This is a genomic window from Marivirga salinae, assembly GCF_030503855.1.
GTDB classification, from domain to species: Bacteria; Bacteroidota; Bacteroidia; order Cytophagales; family Cyclobacteriaceae; genus Marivirga; species Marivirga salinarum.
In genome coordinates, this window is sequence record NZ_CP129971.1 from 711,394 (window position 1) to 730,206 (window position 18,813).

Here is an 18,813-nt window from a genome sequence, read left to right on the forward strand (position 1 = left end):
TATTTGGATTTCAGAAGCGTTATAATTTAAACATTTCAAAACAGGACAAGTTTGACCTTTTTAAAACTGTATAGTTTATCTACTTTTAAAGAATGATTATAATCATAGGAGCAGGATTGTCAGGTTTAGTAACCGCTTATAAACTTAAGCAGGCTAAAATACCCTTCAAAATAGTAGAAGTCAAAAACAAAATAGGTGGTAGAATATTTACAAAAACCACAGAAAATGAAACGACTATTGAAATGGGCGCCACCTGGTTTGGAAGACAACACCAAAATCTTATCCGGCTTCTCAATGAACTCGAAATCGCTGCATTTTCCCAATTTCAAGGTGAATATTACTACTACGATGACCCTGATTCTCCTCATCATGGAAAATACAAACTCCCACAACAGGAACCTACATACCGCATAAAAGGGGGAAGCAGAAGTTTGATAGAGAAATTATATGGCAACCTTGAGGAGGAAGACATTGTATTTAATACTAGAGTTATAGAAATTAGAAAGGAAAAGGAAGAACTAGTTGTCACAGCAGATAATAATGTAGAATATAGAGCTAATCAAGTAATATTAGCCGTGCCTCCTAAAATCTGGTCGCATCAAATCAACTTTGTTCCAGCTTTACCTCAAGAATTACAACATACGGCTAAAAATACTCAGACCTGGATGGAAGATTCCATAAAAGCAGCCGTAGAATTTGAACAGCCTTTTTGGAGAGAGAATAATAGTTCAGCTACTATCATGAGCAATTATGGTCCTTTCATTGAATGTTATGATCATTCTAATCAGCAAGAAAATAAATTTGCTTTGTGCGGTTTTTTGAATCCCGCTTTTAAAGAAATTACTAAGGAAAAAAGGGAAAAGTTAGTTCTTCAACAATTGTCAAATATTTTGGGTGAGCAAGTGCTAAAGGGAATAAGCTACCATGAATACATTTGGTCAGAAGATGATTATGTAAAATGGCCAAAAGAAATTTTTATGCAGCCCCATCAAAATAATGGACATCCTATTTTCAGGGAATCCTTTTTCAACAATCAATTAATCATTTCAAGTTCAGAGAGTGCATCAACTTTTCCCGGTTATATGGATGGAGCGGTTGAAGCAGGAGAAAGGACATTTAAAATAATAACTGAAAAAACTAAAGTGAATTAAAATCAGCAAATAGCCTGATCTCTGTCATAAATTTGATTAGTACAGGGGGGTAAATTAGCATTCTAAAAATAAGCATATGACAGATTTAGAAATAGCCAATAAAAGCAAACTGCAACATATTCAGCAAATTGCTGAAAAATTAGGGATAAGTTCCGAAGACCTTGAAATGTACGGCAAGTATAAAGCCAAACTACCCATCGATTTAATTGATGAAAACAAGATTGATCAAAGTAATTTAATTCTTGTTTCGGCTATTTCACCCACACCTGGTGGGGAAGGTAAAACCACCATGTCAATAGGGCTTTCCGAAGCCTTAAATCAATTGGGAAAGAAAACCACAGTGGTTTTACGAGAGCCCTCGCTTGGGCCTGTTTTTGGAATGAAAGGCGGGGCAACTGGTGGAGGAAATGCGCAGGTTCTTCCTATGGAAGATATTAACCTTCACTTTACTGGAGACTTCTCTGCAATTGAAAAAGCTAATAATTTACTTTCGGCAATAATTGACAACAATCTGCAAAGCAAGACCAATTCTTTAGGGATTGATCCGCGGACAATTGCTTGGAAACGTGTTATGGATTTGAATGATCGTGCTTTGAGAAATATCGTGGTAGGATTGGGTGGAACAACCAATGGAATCCCAAGAGAAACGGGATTTGATATTACGGCCGCTTCAGAAATCATGGCCATTCTTTGTCTTTCTTCTGATTTAATAGATTTGAAAAATAGACTGGGAAATATTTTTGTCGGCTATACTTTTGATAAAAAACCCATTTATGCAAGAGATCTGAAAGCAGAAGGTGCTATGACTGCCTTGTTAAAGGATGCCATCAAACCCAATCTCGTTCAAACTATAGAGGGAAATCCGGCTATTATTCATGGTGGGCCATTTGCCAATATTGCGCAAGGAACTAATACAGTGATTGCCACCAAAATGGGGATGTCTTTATCAGATTATACCGTGACCGAAGCAGGCTTTGGTTTTGATTTGGGTGGAGAAAAATTCTTGGATATTAAATGTCAAAGCGCTAATTTAAAACCAAAAGTTGTGGTGCTAACTACTACTATTCGTGCACTGAAATATCATGGCGGAGCGGACTTAAAAGAACTCAAAGAACCAAATTTAGAGGTATTGAAAAATGGATTTCCAAACCTGGAAAAACATATTGAAAATGTGAAGAAATTTGGAATCACGCCAATTATTGCCATCAATAAATTCAATACTGACACAGAAGAAGAAATTGATGCAGTTCTAAAATTTGCTCTACTAAAAAATATTCAAGCCGCGGCAACAGATGTTTGGGCAGATGGAGGAAAAGGAGCCTTGGGTTTAGCAAACCTAGTAATCGATTCCGTAAATGCAGAGCTTTCCCATTTTAAACCTTTATACGACTGGAAAAGTCCGGTAAAAGATAAGATAGCCAAAATAGCCCAGGAAATATATGGTGCCACAAGAGTGGAATATGCAAGTAAGGCAATTGCAGATCTACGAAGAATTGAAAACTTAGAATTGAGTAATTTGCCTATTTGCATGGCTAAAACCGAAAAATCGCTTTCCGATAATCCAAAGTTGTTAGGAAGACCAAAAGATTTCGTCATCACCGTTCGAGAAATAGAAATTGCAGCTGGAGCAGGTTTTATTATTCCTATAACTGGAACAATTATGCGAATGCCAGGCTTGCCGGCTCATCCCGCTTCAGAACAAGTTGATGTGAATGAAGAGGGGAAGATTACGGGCTTGTTTTAGCCGGTGGGTTAATAATTTCTTATTAAGTCACAGTATACGGGATCTTTATTTTTCTTCTGGCAAAGCTGTTTAAAATCGCATTTCAATTCATTAAAAAGTAGCCGTTTAATATTATAAAATAATTTGTCTCATGAATTATTGAACATATTAAACTTTAAGCACGCATTAATTTGCGTGCTTTTTTTGTTTCCATTTCTCCAAAACACTCCTCTTTTTAGCCTCTAAAACCCTATCAATCTTTAAGAAATAAATTCCTAACAAGGGTAACAAAAACAAGATGTGTTGATATATGGGTGATTGCAATCAAAACCGGAGAGAGGGATCTCTCCACTAAATAAATTTTTAACCCAATAAATTTAACAATTATGAAAACTTACATTTTACTTTTCATCGCCCTAATATTCGCTAATTCGGGCTTTGCACAATTAGTAGTTAAACCCTCGACACCCGTTACCGGCTATTCACAGCCACATTGGAACGTAGATAGCGATTTAAATGACAATTATATGGTGGTTACCTTTGGAAACCAAAACCCTAGTACATCTGCTGGTGGCTCGGGGACATATATGACAATATTTGATAATCTTGGCTCACCATTAGTACAGAATATACAAGTGCTAAACATAGGTCAGACTGTGAGTAGAGTTAAAATATCAGCCGATAACTACATTTATGTTTTGGGCTTGCAATACAACAGCCCTAATAACAGACTTGTCTTGAAGAAATATAATTTATCCGGAACTATGGTAGGACAAACCATTGTAGACAAATATGACCCAAGTAATTATTTTGATTTAGCTATCACAGAAAATAACCATGTATTAGTATCACTCTTTGATGGTGATAAATTAAAGATTAAAAGTTATAAGAATAGCCTTGCCGATAATGGAGAAATTGGAGTGGATAATGTGACGCATCTTCATCTTCCAACTAACAAACTTAGGGCACATTCAATGGACTATAAAGATGGGTATATATTGATTGGTTATTCAAGAGGTGTTGATGCTAGCAATTTAGCGAAAATCAAAAAGTATAAATATAATGCTGCTACACCTGCTATTTCCCCTGTTGTTGAAAACCATTCTTTTTATGGCGGATTTAAAAGAGTAAGTCTGGGAGAAAACAATTCACATCAGGTAGCTTTAAGGAAAAACGGGGATATTTTTTATGTGAATGCAATTTCAGGAGTTAAAAGAATTTCAGGAAATAATACTTATACGGTTAGTACCCGAAGGTTGGTAAAAGTGAATGTGGATGCTAACGATCAGTTGCTTATTTCATGGACAGATAACTCTAAAGCTTATGCAAGATTGTTTGATGCTAATAATAGCCATGTTCGTCTATATACTGAAGATGGAAATATAAACGGTTCATGGGCACCTGCTTTTAACAATTGTCAGTTTATTATTGCTGGGGACAAAAGCAATCAGGCTACTGATTTCCATACTTACAGAAAACCACATTATCAGGTTTTTAACTGCTCAGAATGTGAAATAGGTAGTGAGTCTACTGCTGCGGCTGAATTCAGATATCCAAACCAAATGCTGGAACTAAATTCAATGTATGGCCCGATAGAAGTAGCTGAATTGTGCCTGGTAGATGATTTATTGGTAGATGGCTCTGCAAGTTGCAGCGAGGATGCTTATTTTGTTGGGCTTTCAGAATTTGACCTTATGAATTGGACAGATATTAACGTTCTGCATTCTGGATGGGTAAGTAACGGTCAGGCTCCTAATGATATTGATATAACTGACTTTTTGCCGCAAGGGTATCAATTGCGACCTAATAAAGTCTATAAATTTAGATTGGCGGTTGGACCAAATTGGGATGCGGTGGATATTTTCTTCAAAGTAGCATGCTGTCAAAGAGAAATTATAGGCGTAGACGATGATGTGATTGGAATTGCCCTTGATTCTATTAGAGGAAAAGCAGATGTTAACCCAATAGAAACCGAGGAACTTGAGGTAGATATTTTCCCGAACCCTGCAAAAGACTATGTGACGTTTGACTTTTCAAAAGAAGAAATTTTGAATAATGTTGCAGTAAATATTAGCAACTTCTCAGGCAAAGAAGTATTTAATGCACGCTCGAAAGAAGAACAATTAAAAGTTGATATTACCGAATGGGAAAAAGGCATATACATTTGTGAAATTACCCTCAATGGTAAAAAATCGATTAAAAGAATTGTGAAGGAATAACAATAAATTTTTAAAGCACGAAGGTTTTGCTCTCGTGCTTTTTTCTTTCAATTATCCCTCTGTTACACAACTACAACATTCATAGAACTTAGATTTTAAGGATTCCCTTCCTCTTTGCACCCGCATTTTCGCAGCTGAATAGGAAATATTCAATTTCTCCGCAATCTTCTTTTGGTTTACACCTTCCAAATCAGACATTCTCACGGCCTCCTTATATTTATCAGGTAATTGTTCCAACAGCTGCAACACACAATTCTCCACTGCAATATTTACAAAATCTTCATCCTCATCTTCTAATAAATCATCCGATATGGATTGACTTTGTTTCTTTTGCTCATCTCTAAAGTAATCAATTACAGTATTGGAGGCTATACGATAAATCCAGGCTCGCAGATTATTAACATCATGTAGTTTCTCACAAGAACTATATAACTTAAGAGCTAACTGAGAAGTCAAATCCTCAGCTACTTCTTTGGATTTGACTTTCTTCAGGATATGGCGCTGGATTTCATCCTTAAATTCCAAGTAGATTGGAAAAACAGCTTTACATTCTTCTTTCATATTTCAATATCTGAAATTTATTTCAATGCAACAGCACTTTCATAATACCCAGGGTTGTCCTGATAAGTGGTAAATAATTCCCATTCATTTTGATCTGGATCTTTTGCCCATGACTTTTGTGATTTTGCATAGCAACAGCTAGTTAAACCTTCTTCTTCCATGGCCACATTAGCATTTTTTGCTTGAAGGTAAAGGCTTTGCAGTTCCTTATCTGAGCTGGCTTCAATGCCTAAGTGATTTACTCCAAAAGCTTCTGCTGCATTACTTTTAATACTTAGATTCAGACTAGGATTGTCAATCTTCCACTGTAAATAATCGTCTTTTTCTTTAGTGGGAACTGTTCCCAATAAAGCTGAATAAAACTTCTTAGCATTTTCTAAGCTACTTACGTTCAACATAATGTGTATTCTTTTCATCTCCTTTATATTTAAAATTCATCCCTATGACGGAGACATTTATAAAAAGACACATTTTTTAAATTTTCTTTTTTAGGACTTTAGAATTTCGTTTCGGTAATCGAGGAATTATGTATAGATATCCAACCAGTCCAAGCGGACGCTTGAACCAGTGAGTGCTTAAAAGTTAGAGAATACAATTACGCAAGCTTCTTTCTTCAATAGCATAAAAGCTAGAAAAACTTGCTGCTTATAAATAAAAACTTTATTTCAAAGGTTTGATTTTAGTAAGAAATCACTAGTTTTAAAAAAGTACTATTCAAAACCCTCAAAGTCCCTTCCCTATCGATAGATGATTTTAGGTTTCAGTTGTGAATAAAAATTTGAATTATATAGCAAAAGGTCATTATATAAACAGGATCTATAGTGGATCTAAGATCATTAAAGAAGCAAATAATTATTAACCTTATAAAAACAAATGAAAAAGAACCTATTTTTAAAAACCATAATGGCATTGTCAGTGTGGACAATTTCAATGTATTCTTTACAAGCTCAGGATTGTGAATGTAAAAGTGTATTTGAAAAAGCAGTAAAAGCTTATGAAGAAAATTACTCTTTATTCATGTATAAAGTCACAGATGAAAACAGAACATTATACAACGCTCATAAAGCTGCGATACGTGATAAAGCAGATAAAACAGTTGATTTGAATGATTGCAAGACTATTTTAGAACAATACTTGACTTTCTTCCGTGATGGCCACACTTACATTATAGCTTCCGGTCAAAAGGAAGTTTACAATGAAAATATAAATATTAATGAGAAGCAATTTAAAAACACCTATAAAGCAAATAACTACAACTTGAATCCAATCTTTGGCATTTGGAAAAGTGGCAGTTATACAGTTGCTATTGTCCCGAATACCTCAGAGTCTGATCGTAGCAGAGATTACGTAGGAGTCATTCTGAGCAGTGATAACCCAAATTGGGAACAAACAGAAGTCAAGTTTGAACTGACTTTAGGGACTGGAGGAACTTACGAGTGCAATTATTTAATGAGTGATCATTCAATAAGCAAATTCACGGCTAAGCTCATAAATAAATCTTCACTTAAAGTGGAAGGACTAGGTGAGTGGAAAAAGGTATGGCCGGAAGTAAAGCAACAGCAATCTAAAAACAAAATTCAATCAAAATTCAATGAATTTCACCTCACTTATATTGATAACATACCCTATCTAAGACTTCCTGATTTTTATTCCGTTGAGCCCTCTTTTTTAGATAGTTTATTGCAGTCAAATCATAATAAAATTATCAATTCAGATTTTATGATAGTTGATGTAAGGGGAAATAGTGGAGGTAATGATGGAACATACTTTCCGGTTTTACCTTACGTTCTGAATGGCCCTATTGAATTACCGGTCAATGGTTTTTGGTTGAGTGAATATAATACTGAAATGATTATAGCGGCTATGGCAGCCAATCAGGGTCTCTCCGTTGAAGAGTATGCTGTGCAGGAAAAGAAGACATATGAAAGCTTTATATCAAATAAAGGAACAGCCTATTTTAAAAACCCAAATAAACACTGGACATTCCAAGCGGACACCCTTTACGAAGGCCCAAAAAAGGTGATTATTCTAACTGATGAAGGAACGGCCAGTTCTGGAGAAACTTTCGTTTATCGTGCAAATAAAAGTGAGAAAGTCGTGGTCTATGGTCAAAATACTGCCGGTGTAGTTGACGGATTTAATGGCATTTATCAAGATATCGGTTGTTTTCAAGTTGTTTTCCCTTCATCCTTTAGGGCAACTGATATCAAGGAAAATCCAATTGATCCTTATGGTATAGCTCCTGATGTGTATGTAAACGAAAAAGATGATGTTTTATCCTATGCAATTGAACATATGAAGCACTTAATAGAGAGTGAAAAAATCGAGTAAATGAAAGGTAATTATAAAGTTTCCTTGTAACTAAAGGTAGGTAAAGTGCCTACCTTTTTTTTGCATTTTAAATAACTCAATGCTCTATTAAAGCATTCAAATGAAAAAAAGCTTTGTTTCATTTGCAATGAAGCCTGAGTTATTATTACCCGTTAAGAAAACTTCTTTGCTAACTATTCCTCCTCAATTATCTCCTTCACTCTTCCCACTTCCCCTGTTTCCAACATCACTTTTATCCCATGCGGATGAAATGAAGATTTGGTTAAAATTTTTTTCACAAATCCGTTGGTCAGATCACCTCTTCGCTGATCTTGCTTTTGCACAATCTCTACCTCATCACCAATTTTTATATTATTTCTGTTTTTTCCGTCTGGCATAGCTTTTTAAGTTGGGTCGTAAATGGAGTGCAATTTAATGGAAATTAAAGCTAAATAAGATCTTTGATTAACAATGATCCGAAGTGGATGCTTTAACCATCGTCAAAATTTATTAATCTGCGATAGCGTCAGCTTGCATTTTGCAAATTTCCAATCCAAATTTAAATACAAGCAAGTTATTAGTTAATAATTGCAAATACAGAATATAGGATTGATTCAAATTTTCAATTATCTTTGAATAGATGGTAGCATTAGTTCAAAATAAGCTTGAGGAGATTATTGCTGTGAGCAAAGAACACAGTGTAGAATCAATTTCACTATTTGGATCAGCCGCAAAAGGTTCAATGAACCATAAGAGTGATATAGACTTTCTTGTTCAATTCTCTAAAGATTTGGATGTTTTAGATTACGCAGATAACTATTTTTCATTGCTAGAAAAATTAGAGAAAATTCTAGATCGAAAAGTTGACCTACTTTCTGTAAATTCATTAAAAAACCCTGTATTGAAAGAAGAGATTTATCAATCTAAAGTAGATCTTTATGCAGCCTAAACTTCTCAAATACATTTTAGATGTAGAGAGTGTGATTGAGGAGATTGAAGCAATAAAACAGAAAACTGCTAATAACTTTCATAACTTTTCTACAGATATAATTATCCAAAGAGCTGTGGAAAGGGATTTAGAAATTATAGGGGAAGCAATTCGAAAAATAATCGAAATAAAACCCAATGTTAAAATTACTTCATCTAAAAATATTATTGGCTTAAGAAATATAATTTCACATGCTTATGATTCAGTAGAACCCGAAATGCTATGGGGTATAATTCAAAATAACATTCCTGTTCTAGCAAATGAAATCAAAGATTTGAAAGATAAATAGCCTAATCGATAAGAACTTAATAATTATTGCAAGCAGATTTTTAAATTTAGTATCCTAAAGGAATACATCATTCCACACATATTTCAATTCCCTGAATTTTATCTTCATTCAAAAAAAATGCTATCTTCATTAAATGAGTAATTTGTTTTGCTCAAAAACTATAAACCCGTATCAGATGAAGGTCATTTTTTGTTCTCATTACAACTCTCCTGAAAAACTCGAAATCAAAGAGGTGCCCACCCCCATTCCAGCTAAGCACGAAGTATTGGTGAAAATAGTAGCAACCGCCATCAATGATTATGACTGGAGTATGGTGAGAGGAAAACCCTACGTGTATCGTTTAATATTTGGACTTACGAAACCTAAGCGTCCTATTGCCGGAATGGAATTATCGGGCGTGATTGAAGATATCGGAGAAGGCGTTACGCAATTCAATAAAGGCGATGCCGTTTATGGAGACATTTCTGAATATGGCTTCGGAAGCTTTGCAGAATACATAGCAATCAATGAAAAAGCATTGGTTTTAAAACCTGATGCCATGAGTTTTGAAGAAGCCACTGCTATTCCGCATGCTGCATTGCTAGCTTATCAAGGTTTAGTAGAAAAAGGAAAAATTCAAAAAGGTCAGAAAATTCTAATCAATGGTGCTGGTGGCGGTGTAGGTACATTTGCATTGCAACTCGCCAAAATGTATGATGCAGAAGTAACGGGTGTTGATACAGGCGAAAAGCTCCATAATATGAAAGCTATCGGTTATGATGAGGTCATTGATTATAAAAAAGAGGATTTCACCAAAAGAGGCGAACGCTATGATTTGATTTTGGATGCCAAGACCTCTCAGCCGACTTGGGCCTATCTAAAAGCCTTGAAGCCCAAGGGAAAATATGTAACTGTAGGCGGTACGGCTGGTAATTTAATACTCTTTGGTTTAACTAGCGGATTACTCTCTGCTATAACTCGAAAGAAGTTTCTGCTTTTGGCGCTACAACCGAATCAAGGACTACCCTATATCAACCAATTATATGCAGAAGGTAAAATCAAAGCAGTTATTGATGGACCTTATGCGTTCCATGAAATCCCCCGATTGATTCAATATTTTGGAGAAGGAAAGCATACTGGAAAAGTGGTGATTAATCTTTCAAAATAACCGCCAAACTAACAACTCATAAAATAGCTGCTCGTTAGCCCTCTCTACGCATTTAATTTTTACAGAGGAAAAATGAGTATAACCAATACAGTAAATTTAAAAAACAGACCCAAAGGACGCCCTTCTTTGGATAACTTCGATATCACCACCTCAGAGATTCCTGAAGTGCAAGATGGCGAGCTTTTGCTAAGTACAAAATACGTTTCAGTCGATCCTTACTTAAGAGGTAGAATGAGCGATGCACCTTCTTATATTCCGCCTTTTGAGCTTAATAAGCCGGTCAAATCGGGTGTAGTAGCAGAAGTGCTAGCATCAAAAAATGATGCTTTTTCAAAAGGAGATTTTGTAGTGGGAGAATTGGCCTGGAAAGAAAAGCAAGTAGTGAAAGCAGATGGCTTAATGAAGGTAGATCCAAATCAAGCAGCTTTATCAGCTTACTTGGGTGTTTTAGGTATGACAGGACTTACTGCCTACCATGGAATGATGGAAATAGGGAAACCTAAAGCAGGAGAAACCTTAATTGTTTCAGGTGCAGCTGGAGCAGTAGGAAGCATAGTGGGCCAAATCGGAAAAATTCTTGGTCTGCGTGTGGTAGGTATCGCTGGAAGTGACGAAAAAGTAGAGATGCTAAAATCAGAATTCGGTTTTGATGAAGGGATCAATTATAAAACTACTAAAAACATGACTCAAGCCATTGCGGAGGCTTGCCCTAGTGGCGTAGATGTCTATTTTGACAATGTGGGAGGAGAGATTTCAGACGCAGTACTTTTCAACATCAATAAATTTTCAAGAACGATTAACTGTGGAGCTATCTCGGTTTATAATAATACCGAAGCACCCAAGAGTATCAGTGTGCAGCCATTTTTAGTCAAAAAAAGTTCTCTGATGCAAGGGTTTATCGTCACAGATTACGCTGATAAAAACAATGAAGCCATTCAACAGTTGTCGGAATGGTTGCAGCAAGACAAATTGCATTATACCGAAACCATAAGGGAAGGTTTTGACCAAATACCACAAGCTTTTCTTGACCTTTTCGAAGGAAAGAACAAAGGAAAAATGATTGTTAAATTATAAATAAATATAAAATAAATTAGAGATGAAGAATATCAAATTATTAGTATTAGCAGTAATGGTAATGGGATTTGCAGCATGCAATTCCAACAATAACAAACAAGCAGAAAATAAAGTAGAGGAAAAAGAGACGACAGGCAAAGCGGAAAAACTAAAAGTTCTCTTTGTACTTACCTCTCATGATGAGTTGGGAGACACAGGAGAAAAAACAGGCTTTTGGGTAGAAGAATTTGCCGCTCCTTATTATACTTTAAAGGATCAAAATGTGGAAATTACAATTGCCACACCACAAGGAGGCAAAGCACCGATTGATCCAAGAAGTCAATTGGAAGCCAGCCAAACGGAAGCTACAAAACGCTACAATAATGATGAGGAAGTGCAAAAGCGCATTGCCAATACTCAGAAATTGTCAGCGGTAAATGCAGCAGATTATGATGCGGTATTTTATCCTGGGGGACATGGACCACTTTGGGATTTAGCAGAAGATGAAACTTCAATTAAGCTAATTGAAACTTTTAACGCTCAAGACAAGCCAATGGCATTTGTTTGCCATGCACCAGCAGCTTTAAAAGAAGTGAAAGGTAAAGATGGTGAACCTTTAGTAAAAGGAAAGAAAGTAACGGGTTTCACTAATTCAGAAGAAGAAGCAGTGCAGTTAACGGAAGTAGTTCCTTTTCTATTAGAAGATATGCTAGCCGAAAAAGGAGGCACGTTCACAAAGGGTGAAAACTGGAGTGTACATGTAGTGGAAGATGGTAATTTGATTACAGGACAAAATCCAGCTTCTTCCAAAAAAGCAGCGGAGCTTTTATTAAAGAAATTACAACAATAAATTTTTCGAAGCCTGCTTGTTACAGATAAATGTAGCAAGCAGGCTTTTTTTTTGGCCGATTTTCAGTGCTTAAACTCCAATAGCCATACAGAACTTAGTCGATTGACAATAAATTTAAGGCTACAGCTTCTCTCCTTATTTGCATAATCAACTCCACCTAGCCATCTTTAAGAAGCTTAAATTTTTCTTTTGGTAGATTGAGTCTACTCAGATTACCTTTTAACTTGCACCAAATTTTAATTATATAGACTATGGCTTCTGGATTTTTTGCTTTACTGGATGATATTTCAATGTTGATGGATGACGTAGCCACGCTTAGCAAGGTGGCGGGTAAGAAAACAGCTGGGATACTTGGCGATGATTTAGCGGTAAATGCAGAGAAAGCATCCGGTTTTATGGCTTCACGAGAGATTCCAGTGCTTTGGGCCATCACAAAAGGCTCTTTGCTGAATAAATTGATCATTTTGCCACTCGCCTTTTTATTGAGTGCTTTTGTCCCCGAGGCTATTCATATCATTCTTTTATTTGGTGGCTTATACCTTGCTTATGAAGGAGCTGAAAAAATTTATGCCTTTTTCTTCCATCGAGCACCCAAAAAGAAAATAGAAACAGTTGAAAAATTGACTAAAGAAGAGGCATTAAGCCAAGAAAAGGAAAAAGTAAAATCCGCTATTGTCACTGATTTCATTTTATCTGTTGAAATTATCATTATTGCCTTAGGGACGGTTGAAAATGAGACATTGCTTAATCAAATTATGGTCGTGTCTATTATCGCTTTAGTAGCCACAGTCGGTGTTTATGGAATAGTGGCCCTAATTGTTAGAATGGATGAGTTTGGGGTAAAATTGATCAACCTAAATGAAGAAGATGATAGTTTTTCGGATAAAGTAGGAAAATTTCTAGTACAAGCTTTGCCTATAGTAATTAAAAGCTTGACCGTAATCGGTACTATCGCACTACTTCTCGTTTCTGGTGGAATTTTTGCTCATAATTTAGACTTTCTACATGGTCTTCTTCCAAATGTGCCTTCCTTTATAACAGAATTTCTCATCGGCCTTGTGGTGGGGATAATAGTGCTAGCGGTAGTGCAAGTGGCTATTTTTGTAATGAAAAAAATAAAGGCCAATAAAGCATAAATCATTATTGTCCATCAACATTCCATGTGAAAGGCTTATATTGGTTTAATAAAACCAATTATTCATAATATCATGGAAATTACACCTCAGTATTTTAAAGTTGAAATTGAAAATAAAGTAGCGAGCGTCACTTTCAACAGACCGGAAAAATCAAACGCACTCCATAAGCCAGCATGGACAGAGTTGAAGGAACTCTTTAATTCTTTATCCGAAACGGCTGAAGTAAGGGCAATTGTATTAGCAGGAGAAGGCAAAAATTTCTGTGCGGGCATCGATTTAGAATTGCTGATGTCGGTCAGTCAATATCAAAAAATTGAATGTGCCGGAAGAAGAAGTGAAGAAATAAGAAAGCTAGTATTAACACTGCAAGAAGCCGTTAATGCCATTGAAAAATGCAAGAAACCAGTATTGGCCGCAGTGCATGGAGGATGCATAGGCGGAGGAGTAGATATTATTGCGGCTTGCGATATGCGCTATTGCAGTGATGATGCCTATTTCACCATTAAGGAAATTGATTTAGGAATGGTAGCCGATCTGGGCACTTTGCAACGCCTTCCAAAATTAATTTCTCCAGGAATGGTTTCCGAAATGGCCTATACGGGCAGAAAAGTCCCTGGCAAAGAAGCCAAAGAAATTGGACTAGTGAATCAATCTTATCCTTCAAGAGATGAATTGATGGAAAGTGTCAAAAAACTGGCCGCCACTATAGCTTCAAAATCTCCTTTATCGATTAGAGGCACCAAAGAAGTATTGAAATACAGCCGTGATCATTCGGTGGAGGATTCACTAAATTATATGGCCACCTGGAATGCCGCCATGTTACTTTCTGATGACTTAAGCGAAGCCTTCAAAGCGACTATGGAAAAAAGGAGTCCAGAGTTTAAGGATTAAATGCAAGAGTGAAATATTTTCTTATCAAGAGCGATAATTAGAACTATTTGTTAAATTTATGAGATGGCTAAAAAAATTAAAAAAACAAGGAAAGTAAAATTCGACTGGCTCAATCACTCTGTTAATTTCGTTGCGATCATAATAGGTGTTTACTTAGCCTTTTATATGAACGAAAGGACCAAAGAAAATCAACATAGAGAGGAAAGTTTAATTCTAATGAATTCTTTGCGAACCGATCTTCAAAGCGATATTGAATCCTATGAATCCTATCAAATCCCTGAAAATAAAAGACATCAACAAAATGTTGGAAACCTTCTGAACATCCTACTGAAAGATAGCTTAAGTGGAAATGAGGATCAATTATCTACCATCTTTGAGCTACAGAATTATGAACCCTCAAGTGCAACCTATAGCTCTATGAAATCCTCCGGTAAATTAAGTTTACTGAATGACTTATCTCTACAGAATGAGTTGGCTAATTTTTATGAAGGTTTTGCATTGGAGAGTATTGATAAAGGAGAATCACAAGTAGATTTTTTTTCCGAAGAATTACTTCCTTGGTATATGAATAATCTGGATTTTACGAACATGCAAGTTCTTAACCCATCGGAATTAGTCGTTTTAAGAAACAAACTTATTATTTATGAAACGCTAATTGATCAAAAGCTGCAATCATATGAAGGGATAGTGAGGGAATCCAAAGCACTTAAAAATAGTATTGATGCCTTAATTACAGAAAGAGAATAAGGCGATTATTCTGTGTATTTTGCTTCAAAATGCCAGCTGGACTAATCAGTGGTTACATGCTTGTCCAACCACTGATTATGCATTGCATCATGCGGAATTCCTCCACCATAATTGCTATATTTATAAATGGAGAAATTAAGATTTCTACTAGAAAATAAGCCAAACGCCACTAGCGCGCGTTGCGCAGCAAAACGCGTGCTATTAGATAAGAAAGTAAGTTCTTTACCTACTCGTTTCCGCCTTGCTCTGCAAGGTTAAGATTGATGGAAATCATCCGATCAAATTAGACAATAATGAAATATTGCAGCAGAAATTAGATTATGTACATTTTAATCCTGTGGAATCTGAAATAGAGGATAATCCTGATGGGTACAAATGCAGTTCAGCAAAAGAATTTGCTGGTGTTAGGAAAGGATTGTTGGCTGTGGAATTGTTGGATGAGCTTGCTTATTCACACGCGTTTTGCTTCGCAACGCGCGCAAGGAGTAAATACACATGAAAATGGTTCGAAAGCATGAGACAAGGGAAGGGCTGTGAAAAATGAAGCAAACAGTGCTAGTCATAGGTTTAAGTCGCTAAGCAATTATTATCATGATTAAAAATCATATAACTTTGGCAGGCCTGAGGTTTCAAACAAAAACCCTTAGGGGAATAATGAACCAAACTATTTGATAAACTATGAATCTGAATAAAAAGCTATTTTTTATTTTGACGGGCACTGCACTTATCAGCTGTCAGCAAGAAGATAGCCCCACCGAATATAGTGCTCCAAAAACGACTGCTCAATTAGAATCCATAGAAAAGAGACAGGACAGTATTATTCAAGAACATCTGAAAGAAGGTGCTTGGAAGTATTCCTATTATTCCCCTGAATGGCAGGAAGAGATTGACAAAGGTCTCGCGAAAGACTCTACCATTGCTTATCTGTGGCAGCAAAAAGCCATGCCTCTATTCAAACAGGGGAAGTATGAAATTGGCATGCCCTATCTTGATAAAGCCGTAAAGTACAACAGAAGACAGTGGCAGGATTACAGGGCTTTTATGAAATGCATATTCTCAAAAACATACAGGGCAGCCATAGTTGATTTTAAAGATTACCAAAAAAGGTTTGGAAGTGGACATGTCATGGATCATAGTTATGATTTTTATATCGCACTTTCTTATCTTCAACTCAATGAATTTCACAAAGCAGAAATCTTGTTTAAAAGCATTCATGAAACACAATTGTCGAAAAACGGGAAAGAATGGTTGCATCCTGTAGAGCTGTTTTATTACGGCATCAGCAAATTTGAACAAGCAAAATACCTCGAGGCAAATGAATTATTTGATTTGGCCTTAACCCTTCACGACCAATTTTCAGACGTACAGTATTATAAAGCAATGTGCCTGAGTAAAATGGAGAAAAGGGAGGAAGCCAAAGAACTAATGGCCATTGCTGAGAAAAACGGAAAAGACGGATTTTCTTTAAATGAAGATAACGCATTCTATGAAAGATATCCTTACCAGGTGAGGTGGCGTTAATTAACTAATTTTTTTAAGGATTGCGAAAGGACATGCTGTTACTGAATGTCTCACCCTAAAATTACTTTACGGATTTAGTGATATATTAAAAATATTATTTACAGTTCTGTAACATTTTTTCTCTTTTGAATACTTACTCACTGAAACTTAAAAAAAGAGAAAAATGAAATCTGTAAAAAACATCTTTATCCTCCTACTTTTTATTGCAACACTGCAACAGACACAAGCTCAACAAGAGATGGCGTTAGAAAACTCCACTCTTTGGAAAGTAGAACATGCTAAGCTGGAAAAGCCCTCTTACATCTTGGGTACTCTACATATGATGTGTGCCAGCGACTTTCAAATACCAGAAAAAGTAAACATTGCGATGGCTGCAGTTGATGCCTTGGTTGTTGAAATTAATTTATCTGACAGTTCTGAAATTCAAAAAATGCAAGCCTCCATGGCTTCTTCTAAAAAGATATCAGAGGAGTTAAGCCCAAGTCAATTTGAACAACTAGACACTTTGGTACAACGCATTGTTGGAATGCCCTTAGTAAATCTTGATGCTTACGGCCTTCAGGTGCTGAGTTCTATAATGATTTCAAAAATGTTACCTTGTACGGACATAAAACTCTTTGAAGCTGAATTAATGCAGATAGCCAAAACAAATACAATCCCTATTTATGCCTTCGAAACAATAGAAGAGCAAATGGCTATCGTAAAGGAAGCCTATCCTCTTGAATCATCTTACGACCAATTAATGCTACATGATTCTTACAAAAGAGATTTCAACAAAGCAATTACTGCTTATAAAAATGAAAAGCTTACTGAGTCAGTTAGTTACCTTACCAGACCGGAATATATGGATGAAAATGCCACACTACTTATGCAAGTAAAACGAAACCAAAATTGGGTACAACAGATGCCCAAAATGATGGAAAAAGGCAGTAATCTGTTTGCTGTAGGTGCCGCTCATTTAACGGATGAATTCGGCCTCATCCAATTATTGAGAAAAGAAGGATATACGGTTAGCCCAGTCTTAAATTAGTAGCTATTAATGCAAATCACGGAAGAAGCATTCTTAGCAGCGATCAACAAACACAAAGGCATCCTCTATAAAGTATCGAGGATGTACTTTGACAATCTTGAAGATCAGCAAGACCTATTTCAGGAGATTATCCTTCAATTGTGGAAATCCATAGGCAGCTTTAAAGGAACTAGCGAATTGTCTTCTTGGATGTATAGAGTATCCCTAAACACGGCTATTGTCTTCTTTAAAAAGGAGAAAAGAAAGCCTGGGCAGGAAAGCCTTTTAGATGGTGAAGGGATCCCGGAAGAACAATATGATGACCATAAAGACCAGCAACTAGTACATTTCTATGAGGCTGTCAAAAAGCTAAACAAGATTGAGAAAGCCATCATTCTACAGCTTGTTGAAGGGTTCTCCGGTAAAGAGATCGCGCAAAACTTAGGCTTGTCAGAATCTAATGTCAGAGTGAAGACTAAGAGAACAAAAGAAAAATTACAAAACATTATAAAAATACAAGGATATGAATCTTGACGAAATAAAAAAGAAAATGGAGGCGGAAGGAACGAGAGACCTTTCAGTACCGAAAAATATTAAGCAACTAGAAGATAGCAAACTACCCATACAGAAGGTTCGGAAGAGTATGAGAAGTGAAATCATTACGCAATTGGTAATCATCATTGTATTCTTTACGGTGCCCTTGGTGCTGGAAATGAATCAAATGGCTAAGGGTTTATACTTTATATTACAATTTGTCACTGCTTTAATTACTTTATTGTACATCGCTAAAATGACTTGGTTTCTTAATAAAACAAGCAACATAAGTGGAAGCAGTAGAGATACGGTTATGGGCTTTATCCATGATTTGAAACTTACGCTGGAAGTGTATAAAACTGCAATTATCGCAGGGAGCTTGATCCTACCACTTTCTCTAGCTGCTCTATTCACTGGCAATGGAAAGTTGCATTTAAGCCTTGGCGAGATTCAATTGGGCGGTGAAGACTTATTCTTCAAGTTATTCTCATTAGATATGAATCCTATTAACATTATGATCTGCACCCTTATATACCTTCTAATGGCAGCCGGGATTTATTATATGACAGTAAAATGGGCGGATGGTTTGTACGGCATCCACATCCATAAATTAGAAGAAACACTTAAGGAATTTGAAGTTTAGCAAATGTTTTTTGCGCAGACAACAACAGAAATTTTTTAGCT

Annotated in this window: 20 protein-coding genes; 17 read left to right on the forward strand and 3 right to left on the reverse strand. The window is 36.1% G+C overall.

Annotated features, from left to right (window positions below; translation table 11 throughout):
* Positions 1-92: 92 nt before the first annotated feature.
* The 3 genes from QYS49_RS03025 (at position 93) to QYS49_RS03035 (ending at position 5,093) form a co-directional block, all read left to right on the forward strand.
* Positions 93-1,151 (forward strand): flavin monoamine oxidase family protein, encoded by a 1,059-nt coding sequence (locus QYS49_RS03025; protein ID WP_308350160.1) that lies wholly within the window; start codon positions 93-95, stop codon positions 1,149-1,151.
* A 76-nt stretch (positions 1,152-1,227) separates the two neighbouring features.
* Positions 1,228-2,895, forward strand: coding sequence for a formate--tetrahydrofolate ligase (locus QYS49_RS03030; RefSeq protein ID WP_308350161.1), 1,668 nt, complete (start codon positions 1,228-1,230; stop codon positions 2,893-2,895).
* Positions 2,896-3,260: 365 nt separating this feature from the next.
* Positions 3,261-5,093 carry a T9SS type A sorting domain-containing protein gene (locus QYS49_RS03035; RefSeq protein ID WP_308350162.1) on the forward strand — a complete coding sequence of 611 codons (1,833 nt, stop codon included), beginning with the start codon at positions 3,261-3,263 and terminating at the stop codon, positions 5,091-5,093.
* Positions 5,094-5,144: 51 nt separating this feature from the next.
* Here QYS49_RS03035 and QYS49_RS03040 read toward each other — a convergent pair whose 3' ends face one another.
* Positions 5,145-5,654, reverse strand: a complete 510-nt coding sequence (locus QYS49_RS03040; RefSeq protein WP_308350163.1) for a sigma-70 family RNA polymerase sigma factor — start codon at positions 5,652-5,654, stop codon at positions 5,145-5,147.
* Positions 5,655-5,671: 17 nt separating this feature from the next.
* Positions 5,672-6,070 carry an ArsI/CadI family heavy metal resistance metalloenzyme gene (locus tag QYS49_RS03045; RefSeq protein ID WP_308350164.1) on the reverse strand — a complete coding sequence of 133 codons (399 nt, stop codon included), beginning with the start codon at positions 6,068-6,070 and terminating at the stop codon, positions 5,672-5,674.
* A gap of 457 nt (positions 6,071-6,527) precedes the next feature.
* Between QYS49_RS03045 and QYS49_RS03050 the strand changes: the two genes are divergently transcribed.
* Positions 6,528-7,985: a S41 family peptidase gene (locus tag QYS49_RS03050; protein WP_308350165.1), complete on the forward strand. Its 1,458-nt coding sequence runs from the start codon at positions 6,528-6,530 to the stop codon at positions 7,983-7,985.
* 173 nt (positions 7,986-8,158) lie between these two features.
* Here QYS49_RS03050 and QYS49_RS03055 read toward each other — a convergent pair whose 3' ends face one another.
* The gene (locus QYS49_RS03055; protein ID WP_308350166.1) at positions 8,159-8,362 is read right to left on the reverse strand and encodes a YwbE family protein; all 204 of its coding nucleotides are present in this window, start codon (positions 8,360-8,362) and stop codon (positions 8,159-8,161) included.
* A gap of 242 nt (positions 8,363-8,604) precedes the next feature.
* Between QYS49_RS03055 and QYS49_RS03060 the strand changes: the two genes are divergently transcribed.
* The 13 genes from QYS49_RS03060 (at position 8,605) to QYS49_RS03120 (ending at position 18,772) form a co-directional block, all read left to right on the forward strand.
* Complete coding sequence (locus QYS49_RS03060; protein WP_308350167.1) at positions 8,605-8,913, forward strand: nucleotidyltransferase family protein; 309 nt, start codon at positions 8,605-8,607, stop codon at positions 8,911-8,913.
* Positions 8,903-9,241 (forward strand): HepT-like ribonuclease domain-containing protein, encoded by a 339-nt coding sequence (locus QYS49_RS03065; RefSeq protein WP_308350168.1) that lies wholly within the window; start codon positions 8,903-8,905, stop codon positions 9,239-9,241. Before QYS49_RS03060 ends, QYS49_RS03065 begins: the two co-directional genes overlap by 11 nt.
* A gap of 175 nt (positions 9,242-9,416) precedes the next feature.
* Entirely contained in the window at positions 9,417-10,388 is a 972-nt protein-coding gene (locus QYS49_RS03070; RefSeq protein WP_308350169.1) for an NAD(P)-dependent alcohol dehydrogenase, read from the forward strand.
* Between the two features lie 72 nt (positions 10,389-10,460).
* Positions 10,461-11,462 carry an NADP-dependent oxidoreductase gene (locus QYS49_RS03075; RefSeq protein WP_308350170.1) on the forward strand — a complete coding sequence of 334 codons (1,002 nt, stop codon included), beginning with the start codon at positions 10,461-10,463 and terminating at the stop codon, positions 11,460-11,462.
* A 22-nt stretch (positions 11,463-11,484) separates the two neighbouring features.
* Positions 11,485-12,291 carry a type 1 glutamine amidotransferase domain-containing protein gene (locus QYS49_RS03080; RefSeq protein WP_308350171.1) on the forward strand — a complete coding sequence of 269 codons (807 nt, stop codon included), beginning with the start codon at positions 11,485-11,487 and terminating at the stop codon, positions 12,289-12,291.
* Positions 12,292-12,542: 251 nt separating this feature from the next.
* Complete coding sequence (locus QYS49_RS03085) at positions 12,543-13,427, forward strand: DUF808 domain-containing protein (RefSeq protein WP_308350172.1); 885 nt, start codon at positions 12,543-12,545, stop codon at positions 13,425-13,427.
* Between the two features lie 72 nt (positions 13,428-13,499).
* Positions 13,500-14,318, forward strand: coding sequence for a crotonase/enoyl-CoA hydratase family protein (locus QYS49_RS03090; RefSeq protein WP_308350173.1), 819 nt, complete (start codon positions 13,500-13,502; stop codon positions 14,316-14,318).
* Positions 14,319-14,381: 63 nt separating this feature from the next.
* Positions 14,382-15,065, forward strand: coding sequence for a DUF6090 family protein (locus QYS49_RS03095; protein WP_308350174.1), 684 nt, complete (start codon positions 14,382-14,384; stop codon positions 15,063-15,065).
* A gap of 241 nt (positions 15,066-15,306) precedes the next feature.
* The gene (locus tag QYS49_RS03100) at positions 15,307-15,564 is read left to right on the forward strand and encodes a hypothetical protein (RefSeq protein ID WP_308350175.1); all 258 of its coding nucleotides are present in this window, start codon (positions 15,307-15,309) and stop codon (positions 15,562-15,564) included.
* Between the two features lie 179 nt (positions 15,565-15,743).
* Positions 15,744-16,586, forward strand: a complete 843-nt coding sequence (locus QYS49_RS03105) for a tetratricopeptide repeat protein (protein WP_308350176.1) — start codon at positions 15,744-15,746, stop codon at positions 16,584-16,586.
* Positions 16,587-16,749: 163 nt separating this feature from the next.
* Positions 16,750-17,616: a TraB/GumN family protein gene (locus QYS49_RS03110; RefSeq protein ID WP_308350177.1), complete on the forward strand. Its 867-nt coding sequence runs from the start codon at positions 16,750-16,752 to the stop codon at positions 17,614-17,616.
* A 9-nt stretch (positions 17,617-17,625) separates the two neighbouring features.
* Positions 17,626-18,129, forward strand: a complete 504-nt coding sequence (locus QYS49_RS03115) for an RNA polymerase sigma factor (RefSeq protein ID WP_308350178.1) — start codon at positions 17,626-17,628, stop codon at positions 18,127-18,129.
* Positions 18,119-18,772, forward strand: coding sequence for a hypothetical protein (locus QYS49_RS03120; protein ID WP_308350179.1), 654 nt, complete (start codon positions 18,119-18,121; stop codon positions 18,770-18,772). The genes QYS49_RS03115 and QYS49_RS03120 overlap by 11 nt, the downstream gene beginning before the upstream one ends.
* Positions 18,773-18,813: the final 41 nt, after the last annotated feature.